This window comes from Photorhabdus stackebrandtii, assembly GCF_011189495.1.
Classification (GTDB): domain Bacteria; phylum Pseudomonadota; class Gammaproteobacteria; order Enterobacterales; family Enterobacteriaceae; genus Photorhabdus; species Photorhabdus khanii.
The window spans coordinates 216,745-238,112 of record NZ_PUJV01000001.1 but is presented as its reverse complement, the minus strand read 5'-3'; the positions used below and the strand labels follow the sequence as shown (position 1 = coordinate 238,112).

The 21,368-nt window shown below is 43.9% G+C and carries 19 protein-coding genes, 2 tRNA genes and 2 pseudogenes; 8 read left to right on the top strand and 15 right to left on the bottom strand.

The window, feature by feature from the left end; all coding sequences use genetic code 11:
• Positions 1–392: 392 nt before the first annotated feature.
• Positions 393–587, top strand: a pseudogene (locus C5470_RS01125) (transposase); the annotation flags it as partial.
• Between the two features lie 147 nt (positions 588–734).
• On the opposite strand, the pseudogene C5470_RS01120 reads toward C5470_RS01125, so the two are convergent.
• A pseudogene (locus C5470_RS01120) lies at positions 735–946 on the bottom strand (ISNCY family transposase); the annotation flags it as partial.
• A 345-nt stretch (positions 947–1,291) separates the two neighbouring features.
• Between C5470_RS01120 and C5470_RS01115 the strand changes: the two are divergent.
• From C5470_RS01115 to C5470_RS01100, 4 genes are all read left to right on the top strand, one after another.
• Positions 1,292–1,534 carry a type II toxin-antitoxin system ParD family antitoxin gene (locus tag C5470_RS01115; protein WP_166285246.1) on the top strand — a complete coding sequence of 81 codons (243 nt, stop codon included), beginning with the start codon at positions 1,292–1,294 and terminating at the stop codon, positions 1,532–1,534.
• Positions 1,527–1,820 carry a type II toxin-antitoxin system RelE/ParE family toxin gene (locus tag C5470_RS01110; RefSeq protein WP_166285244.1) on the top strand — a complete coding sequence of 98 codons (294 nt, stop codon included), beginning with the start codon at positions 1,527–1,529 and terminating at the stop codon, positions 1,818–1,820. Before C5470_RS01115 ends, C5470_RS01110 begins: the two co-directional genes overlap by 8 nt.
• 741 nt (positions 1,821–2,561) lie before the next feature.
• Positions 2,562–3,929, top strand: a complete 1,368-nt coding sequence (locus tag C5470_RS01105; RefSeq protein WP_166285242.1) for a pyridoxal-phosphate dependent enzyme — start codon at positions 2,562–2,564, stop codon at positions 3,927–3,929.
• Between the two features lie 21 nt (positions 3,930–3,950).
• Complete coding sequence (locus tag C5470_RS01100) at positions 3,951–5,105, top strand: trans-sulfuration enzyme family protein (protein ID WP_166285240.1); 1,155 nt, start codon at positions 3,951–3,953, stop codon at positions 5,103–5,105.
• Between the two features lie 84 nt (positions 5,106–5,189).
• On the opposite strand, the gene deoD is transcribed toward C5470_RS01100, so the two are convergent.
• The 11 genes from deoD to C5470_RS01045 all read right to left on the bottom strand — a co-directional run bounded on the left by deoD (position 5,190) and on the right by C5470_RS01045 (position 16,798).
• Positions 5,190–5,906: a purine-nucleoside phosphorylase gene (gene deoD, locus C5470_RS01095; protein WP_166285238.1), complete on the bottom strand. Its 717-nt coding sequence runs from the start codon at positions 5,904–5,906 to the stop codon at positions 5,190–5,192.
• A 76-nt stretch (positions 5,907–5,982) separates the two neighbouring features.
• Entirely contained in the window at positions 5,983–7,206 is a 1,224-nt protein-coding gene (gene deoB, locus C5470_RS01090) for a phosphopentomutase (protein ID WP_166285236.1), read from the bottom strand.
• Positions 7,207–7,276: 70 nt separating this feature from the next.
• Positions 7,277–8,599, bottom strand: coding sequence for a thymidine phosphorylase (gene deoA, locus C5470_RS01085; RefSeq protein ID WP_166285234.1), 1,323 nt, complete (start codon positions 8,597–8,599; stop codon positions 7,277–7,279).
• Positions 8,600–8,672: 73 nt separating this feature from the next.
• Positions 8,673–9,452 carry a deoxyribose-phosphate aldolase gene (deoC, locus tag C5470_RS01080; protein WP_166285232.1) on the bottom strand — a complete coding sequence of 260 codons (780 nt, stop codon included), beginning with the start codon at positions 9,450–9,452 and terminating at the stop codon, positions 8,673–8,675.
• Positions 9,453–9,946: 494 nt separating this feature from the next.
• Positions 9,947–11,212: a NupC/NupG family nucleoside CNT transporter gene (locus C5470_RS01075; protein WP_207626852.1), complete on the bottom strand. Its 1,266-nt coding sequence runs from the start codon at positions 11,210–11,212 to the stop codon at positions 9,947–9,949.
• A gap of 301 nt (positions 11,213–11,513) precedes the next feature.
• Positions 11,514–12,287, bottom strand: coding sequence for a TatD family hydrolase (locus tag C5470_RS01070; RefSeq protein WP_166285228.1), 774 nt, complete (start codon positions 12,285–12,287; stop codon positions 11,514–11,516).
• Between the two features lie 4 nt (positions 12,288–12,291).
• Positions 12,292–13,395 (bottom strand): patatin-like phospholipase family protein, encoded by a 1,104-nt coding sequence (locus tag C5470_RS01065; RefSeq protein ID WP_207626842.1) that lies wholly within the window; start codon positions 13,393–13,395, stop codon positions 12,292–12,294.
• 143 nt (positions 13,396–13,538) lie between these two features.
• Positions 13,539–13,916, bottom strand: a complete 378-nt coding sequence (locus tag C5470_RS01060; RefSeq protein WP_166285224.1) for a BON domain-containing protein — start codon at positions 13,914–13,916, stop codon at positions 13,539–13,541.
• Between the two features lie 307 nt (positions 13,917–14,223).
• A complete protein-coding gene (gene prfC, locus C5470_RS01055; protein ID WP_166285222.1) occupies positions 14,224–15,813 on the bottom strand; it encodes a peptide chain release factor 3 in 1,590 nt (529 codons plus the stop codon).
• A 156-nt stretch (positions 15,814–15,969) separates the two neighbouring features.
• Positions 15,970–16,416 (bottom strand): ribosomal protein S18-alanine N-acetyltransferase, encoded by a 447-nt coding sequence (rimI, locus tag C5470_RS01050; RefSeq protein WP_166285220.1) that lies wholly within the window; start codon positions 16,414–16,416, stop codon positions 15,970–15,972.
• Complete coding sequence (locus tag C5470_RS01045) at positions 16,385–16,798, bottom strand: DNA polymerase III subunit psi (protein ID WP_166285218.1); 414 nt, start codon at positions 16,796–16,798, stop codon at positions 16,385–16,387. Before C5470_RS01045 ends, rimI begins: the two co-directional genes overlap by 32 nt.
• A 135-nt stretch (positions 16,799–16,933) precedes the next feature.
• Here C5470_RS01045 and rsmC point away from each other — a divergent pair, with 135 nt between their 5' ends.
• The 3 genes from rsmC (at position 16,934) to C5470_RS01030 (ending at position 18,345) form a co-directional block, all read left to right on the top strand.
• Positions 16,934–17,950, top strand: a complete 1,017-nt coding sequence (gene rsmC, locus C5470_RS01040; RefSeq protein WP_036843917.1) for a 16S rRNA (guanine(1207)-N(2))-methyltransferase RsmC — start codon at positions 16,934–16,936, stop codon at positions 17,948–17,950.
• A 173-nt stretch (positions 17,951–18,123) separates the two neighbouring features.
• A tRNA-Leu gene (locus C5470_RS01035) sits at positions 18,124–18,210 on the top strand.
• A gap of 48 nt (positions 18,211–18,258) precedes the next feature.
• A tRNA-Leu gene (locus C5470_RS01030) sits at positions 18,259–18,345 on the top strand.
• A gap of 57 nt (positions 18,346–18,402) precedes the next feature.
• Here the strand turns inward: C5470_RS01030 and C5470_RS01025 are convergent.
• From C5470_RS01025 to C5470_RS01015, 3 genes are all read right to left on the bottom strand, one after another.
• Positions 18,403–18,669, bottom strand: coding sequence for a DUF1435 family protein (locus C5470_RS01025; RefSeq protein ID WP_051477200.1), 267 nt, complete (start codon positions 18,667–18,669; stop codon positions 18,403–18,405).
• Positions 18,670–18,682: 13 nt separating this feature from the next.
• The gene (locus C5470_RS01020; RefSeq protein WP_166285216.1) at positions 18,683–18,937 is read right to left on the bottom strand and encodes a hypothetical protein; all 255 of its coding nucleotides are present in this window, start codon (positions 18,935–18,937) and stop codon (positions 18,683–18,685) included.
• Positions 18,938–19,211: 274 nt separating this feature from the next.
• Positions 19,212–21,341, bottom strand: coding sequence for a hypothetical protein (locus C5470_RS01015; RefSeq protein ID WP_166285214.1), 2,130 nt, complete (start codon positions 21,339–21,341; stop codon positions 19,212–19,214).
• Positions 21,342–21,368 lie beyond the last annotated feature (27 nt).

Genomic DNA, 21,368 nt, shown 5'->3' with positions numbered 1-21,368 from the left:
TAATATTCCTAGTGATACATATCACATAACTATCAATAAATAACATAAAATCATAAAAATCTATATTATTCATATAATTCATTGATTGATATCATATTTCACACTCCCCCTTATTTTTTAATTAAATATGATACATTGTTTTTATTTAAAATTTAAACAACGCCATACATCCACCCCATATCAATTAAGTAATTCTCACACATTGATTGTTAATTTAAATTAATGATTAATGACATCCCAAAAATCATATGACGTGTGCGGGATGCTGAAGAATAATGCAAAAAAAGGTTATTGTTTTTACTAGGGGCTGTTGACGTTTTGAGAAGAATTATTGAACAGCATGATGATTGGGTATAATCGTTTTCGCCAAAAAATAACCAGACCTCACCATCATGCTACAAACTATGTTAACAGATACACAATGGAATAAGCTGCACCATACTGGATTTATTTACCACAAAACAAAACATCGTCAGGCGCTTGAAGGCATTCTTTATCGTATGAGAACAAGCATTCCGTGGCACGACCTGCCTTCCGAATTCGGAAAATGGAATAGCGTCTTTCAACGTCTTAACGCTTGGTCAAAATTACGCCAGCATGTTGGCACTGGCATTTATTATTGTCTGGTTGCCAATGTGGGCTGAATAAATGATGAATTCCAGCCCGTTTATTATCCACGATTCACCCTGATCAATTTCAGACAGCCGGTCATACTTGGAGTAGGGAGGAATAACGAGTTCCTTGACCAAGCGATCCTGAAGCGTCAAATGAGCGCGTTCAACACGACCTATAACTGAACTAGTTTCCGTACAGACAGTCTGTATATTCAGCTCATACATTGCTCTGACAAACTGTGTATAACTGTCGCCACCAGCGGCCTGTTTGTTATCGACCCAGAACACACTCGCTTTGCCGCTAACGCCAGCGGCTTATCGTGCTTTTCCATTTTCCAGATAGCCCCGAGTGACTTAGTTGTCAGGCGATGATCATAATATCCTAGATGATTTTGAGGCAGTTGATTTCTTTCAACATAAAGAATCCTGATCCCTGAGCTGTCATGCAGCAGGGTCCTCATTACATTTCCCCCTGAGTTGATAGAAAAGCACCACATCGTTGGGAATGATAATGCGGACATGTGAACTTTGCCTCTACAACCCCTGTCAATGCAGTTTTAAAGTGTCACCCCATTCTGCAAGATAGAAGTGGCACTCAAAAAGATATCTGTCCTGTCTGGAGGAAGGCTTTTTTGCTATCATGAGTATTACTCAGTAATGCAGAAAGGAGTGGATTTATGGCTCGTGTAACAAGTGTGACCCTCGGTGAGCACTTTAATGGATTCGTTGGGGACATGCTTCAGTCAGGCCGTTATGGAAACACATCTGAAGTTATCCGTGACGCTTTACGCCTGATGGAAGTTCGTGAACAACGTATTCAGAATGTCCGTGAAATGGTAGTAGCAGGTCTGAACTCACCAGTCAGCAAAAACAGTATGGATGACATTTTTGCAAGGGCTGCAACGGTCTCAAATGTATAAGTTTTCCGAACTGGCCGAAGAAGATATTTTTCAGATTGCTCGTTATACAATACAGCAGTTTGGACAAAACCAGGCCAGTCATTATCACAATGAGACGAAAAAAACGTTTGAACTACTGGCAACATCTCCCTGGATTGGCAGGGAATGTGACTGGATATGCACAGGAATACGCCGCTTCGAATTCAAAAGACATTCCATTTACTATATGTTGCAGGGGGACGGCATATTTATTTCACGCGTTATTCACCAATTGATGGACATCGATATACTCGACTTTCCTGAATGAGTATGCGTTTAGCATGAAAAGAGGAAGATACGTTCTCTTTTCAGTTTTGAACTCACCAGCGGTGTCCGTACAACCGTTTGTTGGCACAATCCAGCATCCAGTTTTCCGGGTTGTAGTGATGTGATGGACGCTCCTTTTGAAAAGTTGTATTTATCTGATGGGCTGGCTTTAAACTGTTATTAAAAGTCATTTTTAAATTTATATTTTTAATCGGTATAAAATTTTAACCGTTGCTTTACCCCTTTTAACGCCTGCTTTTTGTTAACTTTAATCATCATCGGACATTGTGTTTTAAGTTTAACGTAACGTTAATTATACCTGTTTTTTATCTTTACTGACTCTATTTTTCTATCTTTTTCGGATACCCCCCCCTTTTTTTCAAAGCTTAAATCCTCATCAGTTCGGATAATATTATTTTACATGCGGATTTCTTTTCAACTCGCTATTAATGGTTAATGATTTCCAATTAAATACAATTAACTCGCTTTCTAAAAATTTGCATTTATTGAGTTAAATCCGCCTTTAATATAAAAGCCTTAACACTTCTGTATTCACGTTTTTAAATAAATATGGCAGGTTAGGTAAATCTACACTTCTAAACGTCTACACCTCTTTACATCCAAAATAAAATTAACATATGCCATTTGGCTATATATGGTTGCTATTCATTCTTTCAAAGAAACATATCTACAGAGTTATCCTTTATAACTATCTGAATATAACGGATTATCTGGAGATGATATGACCACGTCACGCTCTGTTCTCGATATGATTGGCAATACCCCATTACTGGAATTAACGCATCTGAATACCGGTCCGTGTCGATTATTTATTAAGTTGGAAAATCAAAACCCCGGTGGCTCTATTAAAGATCGCGTCGCTCTTTCAATGATCGAGCAGGCGGAAAAACAGGGGCTACTTCAACCCGGAGGGACGATTATCGAAGCCACTGCCGGCAATACCGGTATCGGGTTAGCCCTCGTCGCTTCCCTGAAAGGTTATAAGCTGATTCTGGTCGTTCCAGATAAGATGAGCCGGGAGAAGGTGTTTCACCTGCGTGCATTAGGTACCGATGTGCGTCTGACCCGTTCCGATGTCAGCAAAGGCCATCCAGAATATTATCAGGATTATGCCCTGCGCCTAGCTCAAGAAATTCCCGGCGCTTATTATATCGATCAGTTCAATAATCCGGCTAACTCAGCAGCTCACACCGCCACTACCGGCCCGGAAATTTGGCAACAAATGGATCACAGCGTTGATGCAGTGGTGATCGGTGTCGGTTCCGGCGGTACGCTGGGCGGTCTGAGCAATTATTTTGCTCAAGTCTCACCAGAAACCGAGTTTGTACTGGCCGATCCAAACGGTTCTATCCTGGTGGACTATATCGAACACGGTAAATACGGCAAAGCCGGGAGCTGGCAGGTGGAAGGTATCGGCGAAGATTTTGTTCCTCCTCTCGGCGATTTCAGCCGGGTGCACCACGCATATCGTGTCAATGATGCAGAAGCCTTCTCCAGTGCGCGCGATCTACTGCTAAAAGAAGGTGTACTGGCCGGATCTTCTAGTGGCACTCTACTGGCTGCCGCACTGCGCTACTGCCGCTCTCAAACCACACCGAAACGCGTGGTTACACTGGCCTGTGACAGCGGAAATAAGTATCTGTCAAAGATGTTTAACAATTACTGGATGCTGGAACAAGGGTTCCAGTCACGTGTGCTACAGCACGATCTGAGCGATTATATCACCTACCGCTATCAGGATGGCGCTACGGTTTTTGTGTCGCCGGAAGATACATTGAAAACCGCTCATACCCGAATGCGCCTGTATGAGATTTCTCAGTTGCCAGTACTGAAAGATGAACAGGTGGCAGGCATTATTGATGAGTGGGATTTGATGCACACGGTACAGGCTAATCCTCTCAATTTTACCCTGCCCGTTAGCCACGCGATGACTCATCAAGTGAAGACGCTGGATAAAAACGCTTCTTTGCAACAATTGATGGCCACTTTCGATGCCGGGCATGTGGCTCTGATCGTCGATAATGGCTGTTTCCTCGGGCTGGTGACTCGCACAGATGTGCTGAACGCATGGCGTCAGCAACTTAATTGATTTTTTTGCAGGAATAATTCTATGACCAAGTTTGATACCAAAACTGTTCACGCCGGCTATACACCCGATCATACCGGCGCGGTAATGCCAGCGATTTATGCAACTTCAACTTATGCCCAGTCAGCTCCCGGTCAGCATACTGGTTATGAATATTCCCGCAGTGGCAATCCGACGCGTGATGCGCTGGAAAGCGCGATAGCCGAACTGGAAAACGGCAGCCGGGGATATGCGTTCAGTTCAGGTCTGGCGGCCAGTTCCACGGTGCTGGAGCTGCTGGATAAAGACAGCCATTTGGTGGCAATAGATGATCTATACGGTGGTACCTATCGGCTGCTAGAAAAAGTACGTAGCCGCAGCGCCGGTTTGCGTGTCACTTATGTTGAAGCGCATGACATTGCTGGCCTTGAAGCCGCAATTCGTCCCGATACAAAAATGATCTGGGTGGAAACGCCCACTAATCCACTACTGAAACTGGCCGATCTGGCTGCTATCGCGCAAATAGCACAACGGCACGGTATCATCAGCGTGGCAGATAATACTTTCGCCTCCCCGTATATCCAACGCCCGCTTGATCTGGGATTTGATATCGTGGTGCATTCAGCGACTAAGTATCTTAATGGTCATTCCGATGTCATCGCAGGGCTAGCAGTCGTAGGCAAAGATGCAAACCTGGCCGAAAAACTCGGTTTTCTGCAAAACTCGGTGGGTGGCGTGCTCGATCCATTTAGCAGTTTCCTGGTACTACGCGGAATGCGTACGCTTGCTCTGCGGATGCAGCGCCACATCGACAGTGCGGAAAAGATAGCGCGCTGGCTGGCGCAACAACCGCAGATCGAAACTGTTTTTTATCCCGGTCTCCCTTCCCATCCGCAACATGAGCTGGCAAAACGCCAGATGAAGGGCTTTGGCGGTATGATTTCTGTTCATTTAAAAGGTGATGACGATTACGCCCGCCGGCTGATTCAGGAGCTGAAATTATTTACACTGGCAGAAAGTCTGGGCGGAGTGGAAAGCTTGATAGGTCAACCATTTAGTATGACTCACGCTTCTATTCCGTTAGAAAAGCGCCTTGCTTCCGGGATCACTCCACAGTTAGTGCGGATTTCAGTGGGTATTGAGGATGCGGAGGATCTCATCGCAGATTTGGCTCAGGCGTTAGAAAAAGCAGCGCAATAAAAGAGGGAAAAAAAGAAATACCAGTCAGTCAATTAACTGACTGGTATTAGCTAAAAACCGTTCTTTATTACGCAGTTGCAAATATTATTTATCACCCAACAACACAGATTCCAGCGCGATTTCAATCATTTCGTTGAATGTCGTCTGACGTTCTTCTGCAATAACGTGTTCACCTGTACGAATATGATCAGAAACGGTACAGATAGTCAGCGCTTTTGCGCCATATTCAGCAGCTACACTGTAGATACCCGCCGCTTCCATTTCTACACCCAAAATACCGTACTTTTCCATTACATCGTACATTTGTGTATCGGGTGTATAGAACAGTTCAATAGAGAAAATGTTGCCTACATGCGCTTTAATGTTTTTTGCTTTAGCGGCATCAACGGCATTACGGACCAGATCGAAATCAGCAATCGCGGCAAAGTCATGATCTTTAAAACGTATGCGGTTAACTTTGGAGTCTGTACATGCACCCATCCCAATCACCACATCACGCAATTTAATGTCGTGACGTACCGAACCACAGGAACCCACACGGATAAGGGCTTTAACGCCAAAATCGGCGATCAATTCTTTCGCATAGATAGAACAGGATGGGATACCCATACCGTGCCCCATCACGGAAATCGGACGGCCTTTATAAGTCCCGGTGAAACCCAGCATACCGCGAACATTATTCACTTGCCGAACATTTTCCAGAAAAGTTTCAGCAATGTATTTTGCACGTAATGGATCGCCAGGCATCAGAACAACATCTGCAAAATCGCCCATCTCGGCATTAATATGGGGAGTGGCCATAATTAAATTCCTTGTCTTCTTATTTACTGGTTATTTTAGTGGTATATGGCTGCCCGCAAGCAGCCAGTCATCAGGATTAGAACATTGGTTTGCCGTATTCCATTGGCGACAGATCAAAATATTTAGCCACTGTCTGCCCAATATCAGCAAAAGTTTCACGGTGCCCCAGTGAACCAGGTTTCACTTTTGGCCCATAAATCAGAACCGGAATGTGCTCACGAGTATGGTCAGTACCAGGCCATGTTGGGTCACAACCGTGGTCTGCTGTCAGGATCAGAATGTCATCCTCTTTCACCCGTTTCAGCATCTCAGGCAAACGGCGGTCAAACAGCTCCAATGCAGCGGCATAACCCGGAACGTCACGACGATGACCGTAAGCAGAGTCGAAATCGACAAAGTTAGTGAAGACGATGGTGTTGTCACCCGCTTTTTCCATCTCAACCAGAGTTGCGTCAAACAGTGCGTCAATACCGGTCGCTTTCACTTTTTGCGTGATACCGACGTTTGCATAAATATCTGCAATTTTGCCGATAGAAACAACTTCGCCATTTTTCTCATCAACCAATTTTTTCAATATTGTCGGAGCCGGTGGTTCCACAGCCAGATCATGACGATTACCGGTACGCTGGAAATGACCCGCTTTCTCACCCACAAATGGGCGGGCAATAACGCGACCGATATTATAATCACCGTCAGTCAGCTCTTCACGGGCGATTTCGCACAGTTCATACAGGCGATCCAAACCGAAAGTCTCTTCGTGACACGCAATCTGGAATACCGAATCAGCCGAGGTATAGAAAATCGGTTTACCGGTTTTCATATGCTCTTCACCCAGTTTATCCAAAATGACGGTACCAGAAGAGTGGCAGTTACCCAGATAACCCGGCAGATTTGCGCGCGCTACCAGTTTATCCAGCAATTCCTGTGGGAAGCTGTTTTCTTCATCTTTGAAGTAACCCCAGTCAAACAGAACCGGTACACCAGCAATTTCCCAGTGACCTGACGGTGTGTCTTTACCGGAAGAGAGTTCACTGGCATAAGCGTGAGCACCGATAATGTCCGCGTCTTTATCCAGACCTACAGGGAAAGTTCCACAAGACTCCTCCGCCGCTTTACCCAAACCTAAACGGCTTAAGTTCGGCAAGTTCAGAGACCCTTTACGGCCAACATCAGCATCACCACGGGCACAGACTTCTGCAATGTGTCCCAAGGTGTTAGATCCTTTATCACCAAATTTTTCGGCATCTTCACTGGCGCCAATGCCAAAAGAATCCAATACCATGATGAATGTACGTTTCATAATTTTCTCCTGCGTCAAGTCACGCTAACAATGCGGAAATGCCACCGTTATTTAATAATAAGTATGGTTATTATTCGCTGATTTGGCGATAAACCATTGGTGTGGCTGGTTTGGCTTCTATGTCCAGAATGATAGCTTTACGTACTGCCTCCGCCGCTTCCTGCCATTCGTTTTCATTGTTGGCATGAATGATAGCTAAAGGGGTATCTGTATTCACTTCTGAACCCAGAGCAACGATATTACTCAGCCCTACACTGTAATCTATAAGATCTGCTGCCTTACGGCGTCCCCCACCAAGGGAAACCACAGACATGCCCAAAGCACGGGTATCCATATCTGTGATAAATCCATGCTGTTCAGCCAATACAGGTTGGCTGAAAACAGCGGTTGGCAAATAACGGTCATAACGCTCAACAAAATCAACCGGGCCTTTTTGTGCCGCAACCATGCGACTAAAGATTTCTACTGCTTTACCGTTATCTAATACAGATTGGAGTTTATTGCGGGCATCTTCACGGTTTGTTGCCAGATTAGCAGATACCAGCATTTCAACACCCAATGCCATTGTAACTTCGAATAAACGTGGATTTCGATATTCACCTGTCAGAAAGCGAACGGCTTCACGAACTTCAAGTGCGTTACCCGCACTGGATGCCAGAACTTGATTCATATCCGTCAACAGCGCAGTTGTTTTACACCCCGCGCCGTTAGCTACGCTAACAATGGATTCCGCCAGTTGTTCCGATTCTTTATAAGTCGGCATAAATGCACCAGAGCCAACTTTGACATCCATTACCAATGCATCCAAACCTTCAGCCAGTTTTTTGCCGAGGATAGACGCGGTGATCAAGGGGATAGAATCCACCGTTGCAGTAATATCCCGAGTTGCATAGAAGCGTTTGTCTGCCGGCGCCAGTGAATTGGTCTGGCCGATAATCGCTACACCAACTTCCTGAATAATATTACGAAAGCGCCGGTCATCAGGAAAAATATCAAACCCTGGGATCGCTTCCAGTTTGTCCAGCGTACCACCGGTATGACCCAGACCACGGCCAGAGATCATCGGGATATAACCACCACAAGCCGCCACCATTGGGCCAAGCATCAGGGATGTGACATCACCAACACCGCCGGTTGAATGTTTATCCACAACCGGGCCATGCAGATTCAAGCTTTGCCAGTTCAACACCGTACCGGAATCACGCATAGCCAGAGTCAGAGCCACCCGTTCTCCCATCATCATATCGTGGAAGTAGATAGCCATCGCCAGCGCAGCAATCTGCCCTTCAGAAACCGTATTATCACGCACGCCATTGATGAAGAAGCGGATCTCTTCTTCACTCAATGGATACCCATCACGCTTTTTACGGATAATTTCCTGTGCCAGAAACAAAGCATTCTCCTCATCATGATTAAAATCGGGAAAGATTCAGCCATTACGCACTAACGGGTACGGTGCATGATTATCAGTAAGTGCTGCTTTGTTTTTGCCCCTGATGACCCAAAGTACTCAGCAAACTTCCCAACAAGCTGGAAGCACCAAAACGGAAATGACGAGCATCAGCCCATTTGTCACCCATAATGCGATCAGCCAATGCCAGATATTGTGCTGCTTCTTCAGCGGTACGCACACCACCAGCAGGTTTGAAGCCAACGGTTTCACCAACCCCCATATCATGAATAACCTTAATCATGATTTCAGCGCTTGCCAGTGTGGCGTTAATCGGTACTTTGCCGGTGGAAGTTTTGATAAAATCGGCACCTGCTTTAATTGAAATTTCAGCCGCTTTACGGATCAGAGATTCTTCTTTCAGTTCACCTGTTTCGATAATGACTTTTAGCAAAACCCCCGCTTCCGCACAGGCTTCTTTACACGCTTTAACCATATCAAAGCCAATTTGTTCATTACCACCTATCAATGCGCGGTATGGGAAAACCACGTCAACATCATCAGCGCCATAAGCAATCGCCGCACGGGTTTCAGCTACAGCGATCTCAATATCGTCATTACCGTGCGGGAAGTTTGTCACTGTTGCAATACGAATTTCAGGAGTACCTTGTTCACGCAATGCCTTACGCGCCAGAGGAATAAAACGCGGGTAGATACAGATAGCCGCCGTGTTACCCGCCGGGCTTTTTGCCTGATGACAAAGTGCCGTCACTTTTTCATCTGTATCATCATCATTCAGTGTCGTTAAATCCATTAAACTCAGCGCACGCTGCGCTGCTGCGGTTAAATCGGTCATAAAACTCTCCAACGTTATTATCGCGGCCGGCTTTACGCCGAAACCACACATTTTTTTAAGCGATTGTTTGTTGGCGAGCGGACTTGGTTCCTTGAAGATGTAACCATGGTATACCCACAGCGACAGTTGAACTCCTTTTCACCGCACTATGCTCTCTTCGGTTTATGGTCCTTAATGCGAGCTTCGCCTGTATCCATAAAATATCGGCATAATATTATTTGAACATTTAAACGCTCAAAAAATCGTGCCACACATCACATTAATACAATGTAACTTGCAAGATAATAATTTTATATGTGATGTAAATCACATCAAATCGGTGTATTATCCGGTTTATCTGCCAATCGAACCTTCCTGCCATCAAATAGTACACGATAAAAAATATAACTCACTGCCAAACAAAGGGTATGGCAGGCACTATTCTTCATCAATAGATTAATTGGAAGGAAAATGGATTGCAGGCGGGATTATCCCACCTGCATATTGCAATAAAGTTACAGTGCCAGGAAGAAACCGGCAATGGTTGCACTCATCAGGTTGGATAATGTACCTGCCATTACGGCTTTCATCCCCAGGCGAGCGACATCCCCACGACGACTTGGCGCCATACCGCCCAAACCACCCAGCAGGATAGCGACAGAAGAAAGGTTAGCAAAGCCACACAGTGCAAAGGAGATGATTGCTTTGGTGTGACCTGACAGAACCTGTAAACCCGCAGCCGCAACCACATCATCCGATTGCAAATATGGGCCGAAGTTCATAAAGGCAACGAATTCGTTCACAACCAGTTTTTGGCCGATAAAGGAACCGGCAACTGTTGCTTCATGCCATGGAACACCAATCAGGTAAGCAATAGGCGCACAAACCCAGCCCAGCACCAATTCAAGAGAAAGTTGCGGGTAATGAAACCAGCCACCGATACCACCAAGAATACCGTTCACTAACGCAATCAAGGCAACAAACGCCAGTAACATTGCACCGACGTTCAGCGCTAATTGCATACCAGAAGCCGCACCAGAAGCGGCTGCATCAATGATGTTAGCAGGGCGATCTTCTTCCGCAACGAGTGACATCGCATCAACAGTGTCTTGCGACTTTTCAGTTTCAGGTACTATCAGTTTAGCGAATAACAGACCACCTGGAGCTGCCATAAAGGAAGCCGCAATCAGATATTCCAACGGTACGCCCATTGATGCATAACCGGCCAGTACAGAACCGGCGACAGATGCCAGACCACCACACATAACCGCAAACAGTTCAGACTGGGTCATAGTGGCAATATAAGGGCGAACAACCAATGGCGCCTCAGTTTGACCCACAAAAATATTCGCTGTTGCAGACAAAGATTCGGTACGTGAAGTTCCGAGAACTTTTTGCAGACCACCACCCAATATTTTGATAACGAGCTGCATAACACCGATGTAGTACAAAACAGCAATCAGTGAAGAGAAGAAAACGATAATAGGCAGTACACGCAAGGCGAAAACAAAACCACCACCACCAAACAGTTCAAACATTTTGGGGGAAACTAATCCACCAAAAATAAAATCCATTCCTTGCTGACCATACTGGATAACACTGGAAACTCCCTCAGACATACCCATTAATATTATCTTGCCTGCGGGAACATAAAGTACAAAAGCGCCGATAGCGACCTGAATCAAAAAAGCACCAAGGACGGTACGAAGTTTAATAGCGCGATAGTTACTGGAAAAAAGTACTGCGATCAAGATCAGCACTACCATCCCGACCAGGCTCATAAAGAGTTGCATTGGAAGAATCCCTGTTCACTTAATAATAAATTAAATATGCCAGTGAGAATGTAAATGTTCACTGACACTGTTTCGGCGCTGATTATACTCAGTCATCGGAATGAACAAGCTATCTACATCACAAATACCCACCGAAAAAAGCAATGGAAAAACGATAAATGTGATGCAAATCACACAAAATTGCAGAAATAATCTGCAATAAGATAATCTGACCGTCGGGATGGCAAAATAACAAACAATTAAGAGATGATTATCAGGTAAGCGCAGTTAAAGTTTTATGATATACCACTTAACTATTCAACCCAAATAATTCAACGCTGTTACTATAAAGCTGAATAGCGATTTCGTCAGGAGATTCACGGCGAAGCTCACATAACGAAGCAAAAACCCCGGCAATTCTTTCCGGTCGGTTAGGCTCTCCCTGAAACCCGAAAAGTGGCATATCCGGTGCGTCTGTTTCCAGCACAAGAGAAGTTAAAGGAAGTTCAGCAACTGCGCGACGGGTTTTCTGTGCTCTTTCATAAGTAATGGTTCCTCCTACCCCGATGTAATATCCCAACCGGATAAAAGCCTCTGCCTGAGATAAACTACCGGCGAATCCATGTACCACGCCGGTACGGGGAAGGTCGATTCTTCTCAGGATCGCGGCCAGTTGATCATGGCTTTTTCTGGAATGAAGTATGACGGGTAATTCACACTGTTTTGCCAGCCGTAATTGAGCATGCAGCAATTCTTTCTGTTTTTCAAACTGGGGTTCAGCCATATAGAGATCAAGACCAATCTCTCCAACGGCCACCTGCTTTTCATTTTTCTGTTTCAGTAATCGCTCCAGATCGGCAAGATGCGATTTCTGATGTTCATTGATATAAAGAGGATGCAAGCCCAATGCCGCATAAATCCCCGGATAAACGCGAGCCAGTTCAGATATCCGTTGCAGATTTTTCCCACTCACAGCGGGAACAATAATTTTATCCACACCATCCTGTGCCGCCCGTTGCAGGCTCCGCCGTTCGTCATCACGAAACGGGGGAAAATCAAAATGGCAGTGGGTATCAATAAACATGAAACTATCCGTTATTCATCTGTTCCGGCGATTCTGCCAATGTAGTTAATGGTTTAATCAAAACGCTATTTTCTTCACTCTGGCGCAAGACATTACGACTCAAACAATAATTTTTACGCTCCGCTATACCAAATTTATCATCAATAAATGCATGACCAACTGTCGCCAGGAAATAGCGACCGCAACGACGCCCAAGATGATAATCCTTATTCAGTGCTGTCAAACGGCTACCTAATGCACTGGCAGTTAATGGCGCAGGCGGATAGATTTCAAAGATCTGTACATCATCAGGTGGATTTTCAATAAATTTCTGTGTGCAGTAATAACTTTTCGCATGTTGCTGTAACATCCGTACCATCTTTTGCAGGCTGCCATCCCCCAACCAACGTTCCATCCGTTTCATCCAATCAGGCGTGTAATAGAGCTGCGAAGGAACAGTGCGGATCACCACTATCGTATCAGCACCACGGCGATACGCCTCTTCCACTGGAATGGCGTCACTGATACCACCATCATAATAAACAACATCATCAATCGTCACACCATTGCGATAAAGCCCAGGAATAGCACTCGATGCCTTAATCACTTCCAGCCAATTCTTTCCATCAGGATGAAAATAGGTTGGTTCAAAATTATCTGAACGACACGCACACATATAAAATTCACATCCAGCCTCAAATTTGCGTAAAGCGGCGGGGATGTCCAATGGAAGTTCCTGAGAAACGGTCTGCAAAAACCAGTCTAAATCAACTAAATGACCACCACGAACAAAACGCAGAGGGTTAAAGAAATCAGGTCTGGTCGTATAACGGGTGATGGCCCGACGGGCATATCCACGCTGCCCACAAATATAGGCCGAAAGGTTCTGGGCACCCGCCGAAGTACCAAGCAATAGATCAAACGGGTTAAACTCAACACGCATAAATTCATCCAGCACACCGGCGGTAAAAATGCCGCGCTGCCCCCCACCCTCACAAACAAGTGCAACTTTCCCAGATTTAATATGCGATTTATATCTGTGGGATAATAGATCAATATTTCCCAAAGTTATCGGTATACGTTTCCCCACACAGTCCCCCCAAAAAAATAAATGACGGATAGAGAGCATAACTTGGGAAGTTATTATCCGTCATTATATTATGGTGCTACGTAGTCAATATTTTGATAAAAACCCCTGGTGAGGGCGCATATCCGATTAGTACAAAACAAAATTATTTGCATGGAAAACAACCATACAATTAGAAAAACATATTATTTTTTTATGGTCAGACCGTTTTGAATAGATTTGACCCCTTTCACTTTAGAGATAACATCCAACACTTTTCTGGATTGCTGCTCGCTTTTCACAAAACCAGAAATATAAACAACTCCTTTTTCTGTTTTTACCGCGATGCCGGTGCTGTTGATACCTTTTTCCGCCAACAACTCGCTTTTAATTTTCGCTGTGATAGCACTATCATCCATGTAACCATCAACACTTTTCATGGAGTCATCAATTTTCTGACCAGCACTGTCGAGTGCTTGTGTCGCTTTATTTTTAAAAGACTCTTCCGCCAGCACACTACTGCTGACTAAAGCTGTACTCAAGACAACAGCCATCAATGAGCGAGTCAATTTAACATTCTTCATCTTATACCTTCCTTTTGTCGGTTAGATTTCTGAATCTATAAAGCCATGCAAACTGTCTTTGTACAAAGTAATCTAAACAGAATCACAATCCGCATTAGAATTAAAAATGGGTTATTACCTCCAATAGCTAAGTTAAATTGGAAAATAAAAACACCAATACGGCGAAAGACAACGAAATAATAACAGGAAAATTAAGCAAAGAGCTATAAAATAAAACCAATCTTACCGACTAAAATTATAAATTATTCTTGTGTTACATATATTTTTGTAAAGAAAAAGGCTAACCTATTGTTAGCCTTATAAAATATTAATGTTCCCGTGTCTTCCGGAAATTGACGTCAGGATAACGTTCACGGGTAAGATTCAGGTTAACCATCGTGGGTGCAATATAAGTCAGATTATCACCCCCATCGAGCGCCAGGTTTTGCTCATTCTTACGCTTAAACTCTTCCAGTTTCTTAGCGTCATGACACTCAACCCAGCGAGCTGTTGAAACGTTTACCGGTTCATATAAGGCTTCAACGTTGTATTCACTTTTCAAACGGGCAACAACCACATCAAACTGTAGGATACCTACCGCCCCCACAATCAAATCGTTATTTGCCAGTGGACGGAATACCTGGACAGCACCTTCCTCAGATAATTGAACCAATCCTTTCAATAGCTGTTTCTGTTTCAGAGGATCACGCAGACGGATACGACGAAATAATTCCGGCGCAAAGTTAGGAATACCGGTAAATTTCAGATCTTCCCCTTGAGTGAAGGTATCACCAATCTGGATTGTGCCATGGTTATGCAGACCGATAATATCTCCCGGGTAGGCATGATCCACATGAGAACGATCACCCGCCATAAATGTCAGTGCATCAGAAATCACCACATCTTTCTTAATTCTTACCTGACGCAACTTCATGCCTTTTTCATATTTACCTGATACCACACGCATGAAAGCCACGCGGTCACGGTGTTTAGGGTCCATATTGGCCTGGATCTTAAAGATGAATCCGGTAAATTTATCTTCCTGAGCGGAGACTTCGCGCGCATCAGTCTGACGAGGCGTCGGCGCTGGCGCCCATTTAACCAAACCATCCAGCATATGGTTAACACCGAAGTTACCCAACGCGGTACCGAAAAATACCGGTGTCAGTTCACCTTGCAAAAATGCCTGATGATCAAATTCATGGGAAGCCCCCTGGACCAATTCCAGTTCCTGACGCAATTGTTCAGCCAGATTTTCACCAATCGCCGCATCCAGTTCAGGGTTATTCAGCCCTTTGATAGCGCGAACTTCCTGAATAGTATGACCCTTTCCGGTCTGATACAGATAAGTTTCATCAAGATAGAGGTGATAAACCCCTTTGAAATATTTACCACAGCCAATCGGCCAGGTGATTGGGGAACAAGCGATATTCAACTCATTTTCCACTTCATCCATCAGTTCCATTGGATCACGGATATCACGATCAAGCTTGTTCATGAACGTCAGAATTGGAGTATCGCGCAGACGGGTCACTTCCATCAGTTTACGTGTACGATCTTCAACCCCTTTAGCCGCATCAATGACCATCAAACAACAGTCAACAGCCGTCAAGGTACGGTAAGTATCTTCGGAGAAGTCTTCATGCCCCGGCGTATCAAGCAGATTAACCAGACAATCGCTGTAAGGAAACTGCATCACAGACGTGGTAATGGAGATACCACGTTGCTTTTCCATTTCCATCCAGTCAGATTTGGCGTGCTGATTTGAACCACGGCCTTTTACCGTACCGGCTTTCTGAATCGCCTGTCCGAACAGCAACACTTTTTCAGTAATAGTCGTTTTCCCTGCGTCAGGGTGAGAAATGATAGCAAAAGTTCGCCGTTTAGCGACTTCATGCTGAAAAGGGGAATTTGACATCAATAACAATCTTCTGCTTTGTAAACGGGCTTGTACTCAACATTAGACGCTTCCCCGCAAGGAAAACAGCTGCCAAACCCGTGGGTGAATGAAAAATTGGCGCTCATTTTCGCTGAAATTGGTGCTATAAACAATCAATCAATTTTATCGCACTTATTACGCAAATAACGGCAACGCCATGATGATGGCATCTTCTTTACCTGTCGCAGCAGGATAGTAATGCTTACGGACAGTCACTTGATTAAATCCTGACTGTTCATACAACCTAATAGCAGAGCAATTCGATTGTCTTACTTCAAGCCATAAAGTATTAATCCCCTTCCCAGGCAAAATTGCTATTAAATACTCCAGTAGCGCTTTACCGTAGCCTTGACCTTGATAGTCGGGATGAATAGCAATATTAAACAGGGTTGCTTCATCTAATATCAATTGGGTTACAGCAAAGCCAATAAGCTGTTCATTAATGGCTATCTTATAATTTAAATACCGTTCGCCCTGATTACTGAAAAATGTTTTTTCACTCCACGGGAACGCATGACTGGCCTTTTCAACCAGAAAAGCAGACGGGAGATCAGCGGGAGTTAATCGAGAAATGTTGTTCATGTTGCGAAATCTGCTGCCAAAGGGAACGTTTTGCCTTCCCGTCACAATATAAATCATTTAATGCAGGGCTTCTCAAAGAAATTCCCTGCCATGATAGTGTAATATCCACCCCCAACAGCCAACATGGACAATTAACCTGTTCCGGTAACATCGCAACATTATCCGATGTAATGCAGTAAACAGAAGATTTATCCAGCCCCATAGCTGTGAAAATATCTATTAATAATGAATTAGTTAAATCAATTTGGTCATTAGTAATAATCAGCAGACGGGTGGTATCGGGTAAGTGAACAGCTAACTCACCTTGCAAAACCGCCGGGTTACGCAAGCCCCATTGGGTAATCCCCAATAGAGCTAATAACCTGTCGCGCCGGGTTACCATATTTATTCACCTGCTGTAAAAAATAATCAGTAACATGTTATCAGAGGCCACTATCCGCGCCAATATTGGGCTTTAGATTTACCCGTCCCTGATACTTGGCACAGAACATGAAGAACATAAAGGAGCTATAGACAAATGTCTGCGTTAACCCCCGCCAGTGAAGTTATTTTGCGTCACCGTGAGCAATTTAGCTCTCATCACCTGCTCTTCGCCGGTGATATCCAGGACACACTGGCAACCCAAATTGATGCTGCCAGTGTGCAAGTACACACTAGCCAGTATCATCACTGGCAATCACTGATCCGCACCCTGGGCGATAATGCCTTATTCGGCCTGGCAGCAGAAAAAGGATTTACCCAGAGTTGTGACACCCTAATCTACTATTGGCCTAAAAGTAAGCAGGAAGCTCGCTTTCAGTTACGCAGCCTGTTTTCTGTTCTGCCAAAAGGTATTGATATTTTCGTTGTCGGCGAAAACCGTAGTGGAGTACGCAGTGTAGACAAACTGATGGAAAGCATGGCAACTTTCCATAAAATCGACAGTGCCCGCCGTTGCAGCCTGTTCTACGGCCAGCTGGAACATGAAGTGCTGTTTGATCAGGAAAACTGGTGGAATAGTTATCAGGTAGAAAACGTGACCGTGAATACTTTACCGGGTGTATTCAGCCAGGATGAATTGGATGTTGGTAGCCGGTTACTCCTTTCCACTTTTGACAAACCTCTCTCCGGCAGCTTACTGGATATCGCATGTGGTGCTGGTGTTCTGGCCGCCGTGCTGGGTAAGAAAAACCCTGAGTTAGCGCTTACTCTCAGTGATGTCAATGCAGCGGCTATCGCTTCCAGTAAAGCGACGTTAAAAGCTAATAAACTGGAAGGTCATGTTGTCGTCAGTAACGTCTATTCCAACATTGAAGATAAATTCAACTGGATTATCTCTAATCCCCCCTTCCATGACGGGCTAAAAACCAATTTACAAGCAGCGGATGACCTGATCCGCCAAGCGCCTAACTACCTTAAACCCGGCGGCAAACTGCGGATTGTTGCCAACGCTTTCCTGCCTTATCCCGATTTACTGGATAAAACTTTTGGCAATCATGAAGTTATTGCTCAAACGGGTAAATTTAAAGTTTATCAGGCAACGAAAAGGTTCTGATTTATTCAGCCTGTCCCTAGCCCACGGACAGGCTGTTTTAACAAAATCGTAAAAAATGATGATTTTTACGGCAATCATACAACGCCGTAATAAATAATGATTGACGCAGGCTGCAAAACCTCTAGAATTCGCCCCCATGCTATCAAGCTGACTCGCTGATAGTGTCTGAATTTGCGAGGGTGGCGGAATTGGTAGACGCGCTAGCTTCAGGTGTTAGTGTCCTTTCGGACGTGGGGGTTCAAGTCCCCCCCTTCGCACCAAATCAGACAATCGCTGATTAAATTCGGCAACAAAAAATGGCAGTACTTGCGAGGGTGGCGGAATTGGTAGACGCGCTAGCTTCAGGTGTTAGTGTCCTTACGGACGTGAGGGTTCAAGTCCCTCCTTTCGCACCAATCTGTTCATTTTCCGCATCAATCTTCCTTCGCACCTGTTTTTTCTTCAACAAAACATCAAAAACAGCTAAACCGGTGTGCTCCCGCTAATAAGACACACAACACAGCAAACCCCGATGGTATTAGCAGAAAATGGCGTGACTTCTGGTTCAGCAACATGAATAAAGTCAACAGCATCGCAACGACAACCCCAATTTTAAGCTGCTCAGCCCCAGGATTGACGATGACGAATAGCATTCCGGCCAAACTGGATAACCCCATTCCCCACAAACTGGTGATACCCTGCCAGAAAAACGATCTTTCTCTATCTTTAACCCTGATCATAACTTGCACCAACTTAAATGATAATGATTACCAATATCATATACGAAAAAGTGTGAAGTACAAGCCAGTTGCTGGTGAATACCCGCCAACGCTTCGAGATCATCCCAACACTCAACGCAGCAGGCTCAAACCCACCGACAATAGGAATATCAACCAGTTCTCTCGCAACAGAAATAGCCGGATCACTGGCACAGCTTACGAAGACGCCATTATACCCTTCCTCTTCAGACTCGACGATTTTGCTGACAATCTCAGGAGTTGAATACATCTCATCCTAAGAAATTTACGATTAACGTAAATTGCACTTCTAATTCAATGGCGGAAAAGCACTCCAACATTTGAGGAAATGCTGGCAAAGTGACATCAACTTCTATAAATGATGAAACCATTCCAACGATAAGTATTATCGGTAATAGCCTTAGAATCAATTTACCTCTGCTCATTCATTATTAATCAATCCTATGTAATATAAACACAAAGAGCTGCCATCAAACAACATCTATAAATCAGATTTATTGAATAGATGGCAGATCATGACGATATTATAAATAAGACATTTTCAATGAGAATAATTCACCAAAAACCGGAAATATCTCAGTCTTTAAACCTTTATTGTATCGAGAAGATATGTTCAACACTTCCTCTTCTTCATCCTGTGCCAATTTAGGCCACTCCAGGGTGATGATATTAAATCCCGGCTTAGTCAGAGAACTTGGAATGATTAGCTTGTGATGAGACCATACCGATGATGGCTCCATTTCAGCAAGCAACTCACCGTTAATTGAAATCCTGACTTTACTTTTCTTTATATATGTCTTAACCCTGCTCGTAATCTCCATATTTAGATCATAATTACCACAGGTGATCAGCGTAAACGATGATGTTGGCCACCATGATTTAAAATATGGAATGCTTCTTCGTGTATTGACCTCAGGATCGGCGGAAACTCTAATAACTGCACTCACTCGCTCAATATATTGAGGTTCTGTCAGATCTACGCCGTATCTAAGTTGGTCAATATAGCTCTTTTGATAAAATTCTTTCAAAGCCTTACCATTACGGCCATACTTATTAAATACTTCACAAATTGCGTCAATAGTTTGCGCATCTGCACCTGGTGACGATTGAGCCACTGGAAAATCCAGGGGAGAATTGACAAGTTCAAGTAGCTTTTGTCCTGCCCGACTCAGGCTAAATCCCGCACCTTTCTCACAACTTCTGGCTTTAACATAAAGCTCCATAACATCCAATATTTCCGCTGAGTATTGAACTGCTTTTTCAAATAATTTAACGACTCGCTCTCTTTCAGCCACTTCATTAAGTGGTCGATTTATATGGCTGTTATATAAAGCGGTGTAAAAATAAGAAACCGCTAAATCATATGAAGATGCGTCCAATTCAATCGTTTTTCTTACCATGACCTCCCAGTTTGCATCTGGCTTATCTTTTCCATAATTCATCAGCCATTCTGCTATAGGAGCCACCGCAACTTTGAAACCTTCTGGTGTCATATGGCAGTAATCAACAAAAAGTGAATCATCCAGCACACTCGTGCCTAAATACTGAGAGAAGTAATATTCTAGATCGATAATTTTAATACCTACGCTTTGTTGAATAATACGCTCCTTAACAAATGATGGAGTACCTGGAAATGATGTCACAAGATCATACATCAACGAATAACTGCATTCTGCATCCAAGTATGGCTTAGCTTCTTCAGCACGATTTAACGCAACCAAGCTATTAGCCACAATACGGTTAGACGTGGCGGAAGTACCGCCATCAATATCGATCATGTTTAGGCCCAATTCTAAAGCCTCAACATGCTGCCCACTCATAATTGCTTGTGAAGCATTTCGGTATAATTCATACCACTCAGCGGTTTTACCATTACCCAACCAATGAAGTGGTGTTTTGCGCTCCCAGTCTGCATAATTGGATGCGGGTAAAGCAAAAATAAATTCAGCACTGCTTTCTCTGGATATCGCCTCTATTCTATTTATTAATATTTCTGCATTCTTTTCTAATTTTTCCCTATATTCAACCGCAATGCCATTGGGACCTGAGTTTGCAAGCACATTGGCATAATTTTTTCGTCTTTCCAAAGGTGCGTTATGCTCAAACAATACATCTGAAAACCAGTTATTACCCGCAAGGATAACCACATAGTCTGGTTGTAATTGTAAGCTCGCCTTACAAGTCTCCAATAACCCACCGGCATTCATGCAACTTCTTGCAAGATCGATGACTTCCCATTCGATATTGGAATGCTGGTTAAGTAAATAAGTTAATGTTTTAGCCGGCGTACTATGAGGAGAGAAAAACATGCCAAGCGCGGCAGATTCGCCGATAAGACATATTCTTTTCACGCCTTTTTCCTTATTCACCGTCAGCTGCTGCTGTGAGCTTTCCCAAAAGATAGAATCAGATTGATCGCGTCTTACAAAAGTAATTTCATCATCAACTTTCACTGGATACCATGTACCGATAGTAGTATATCCATCAACATTTTCACTACATGAAGGAATATTATTGAAAAATGCCACATCATTATTATTTTGATCTTCATTCATCAAATAAATTTGAGCCAATCGCATAACTTCCAAGGCATTTTCTTTATTATCAGAAAGAAATGTTGCTAATTTATCAGTATTGACGTTAGATTGATTCATATTATTTCCCTAAGCACTTAAGTTTAT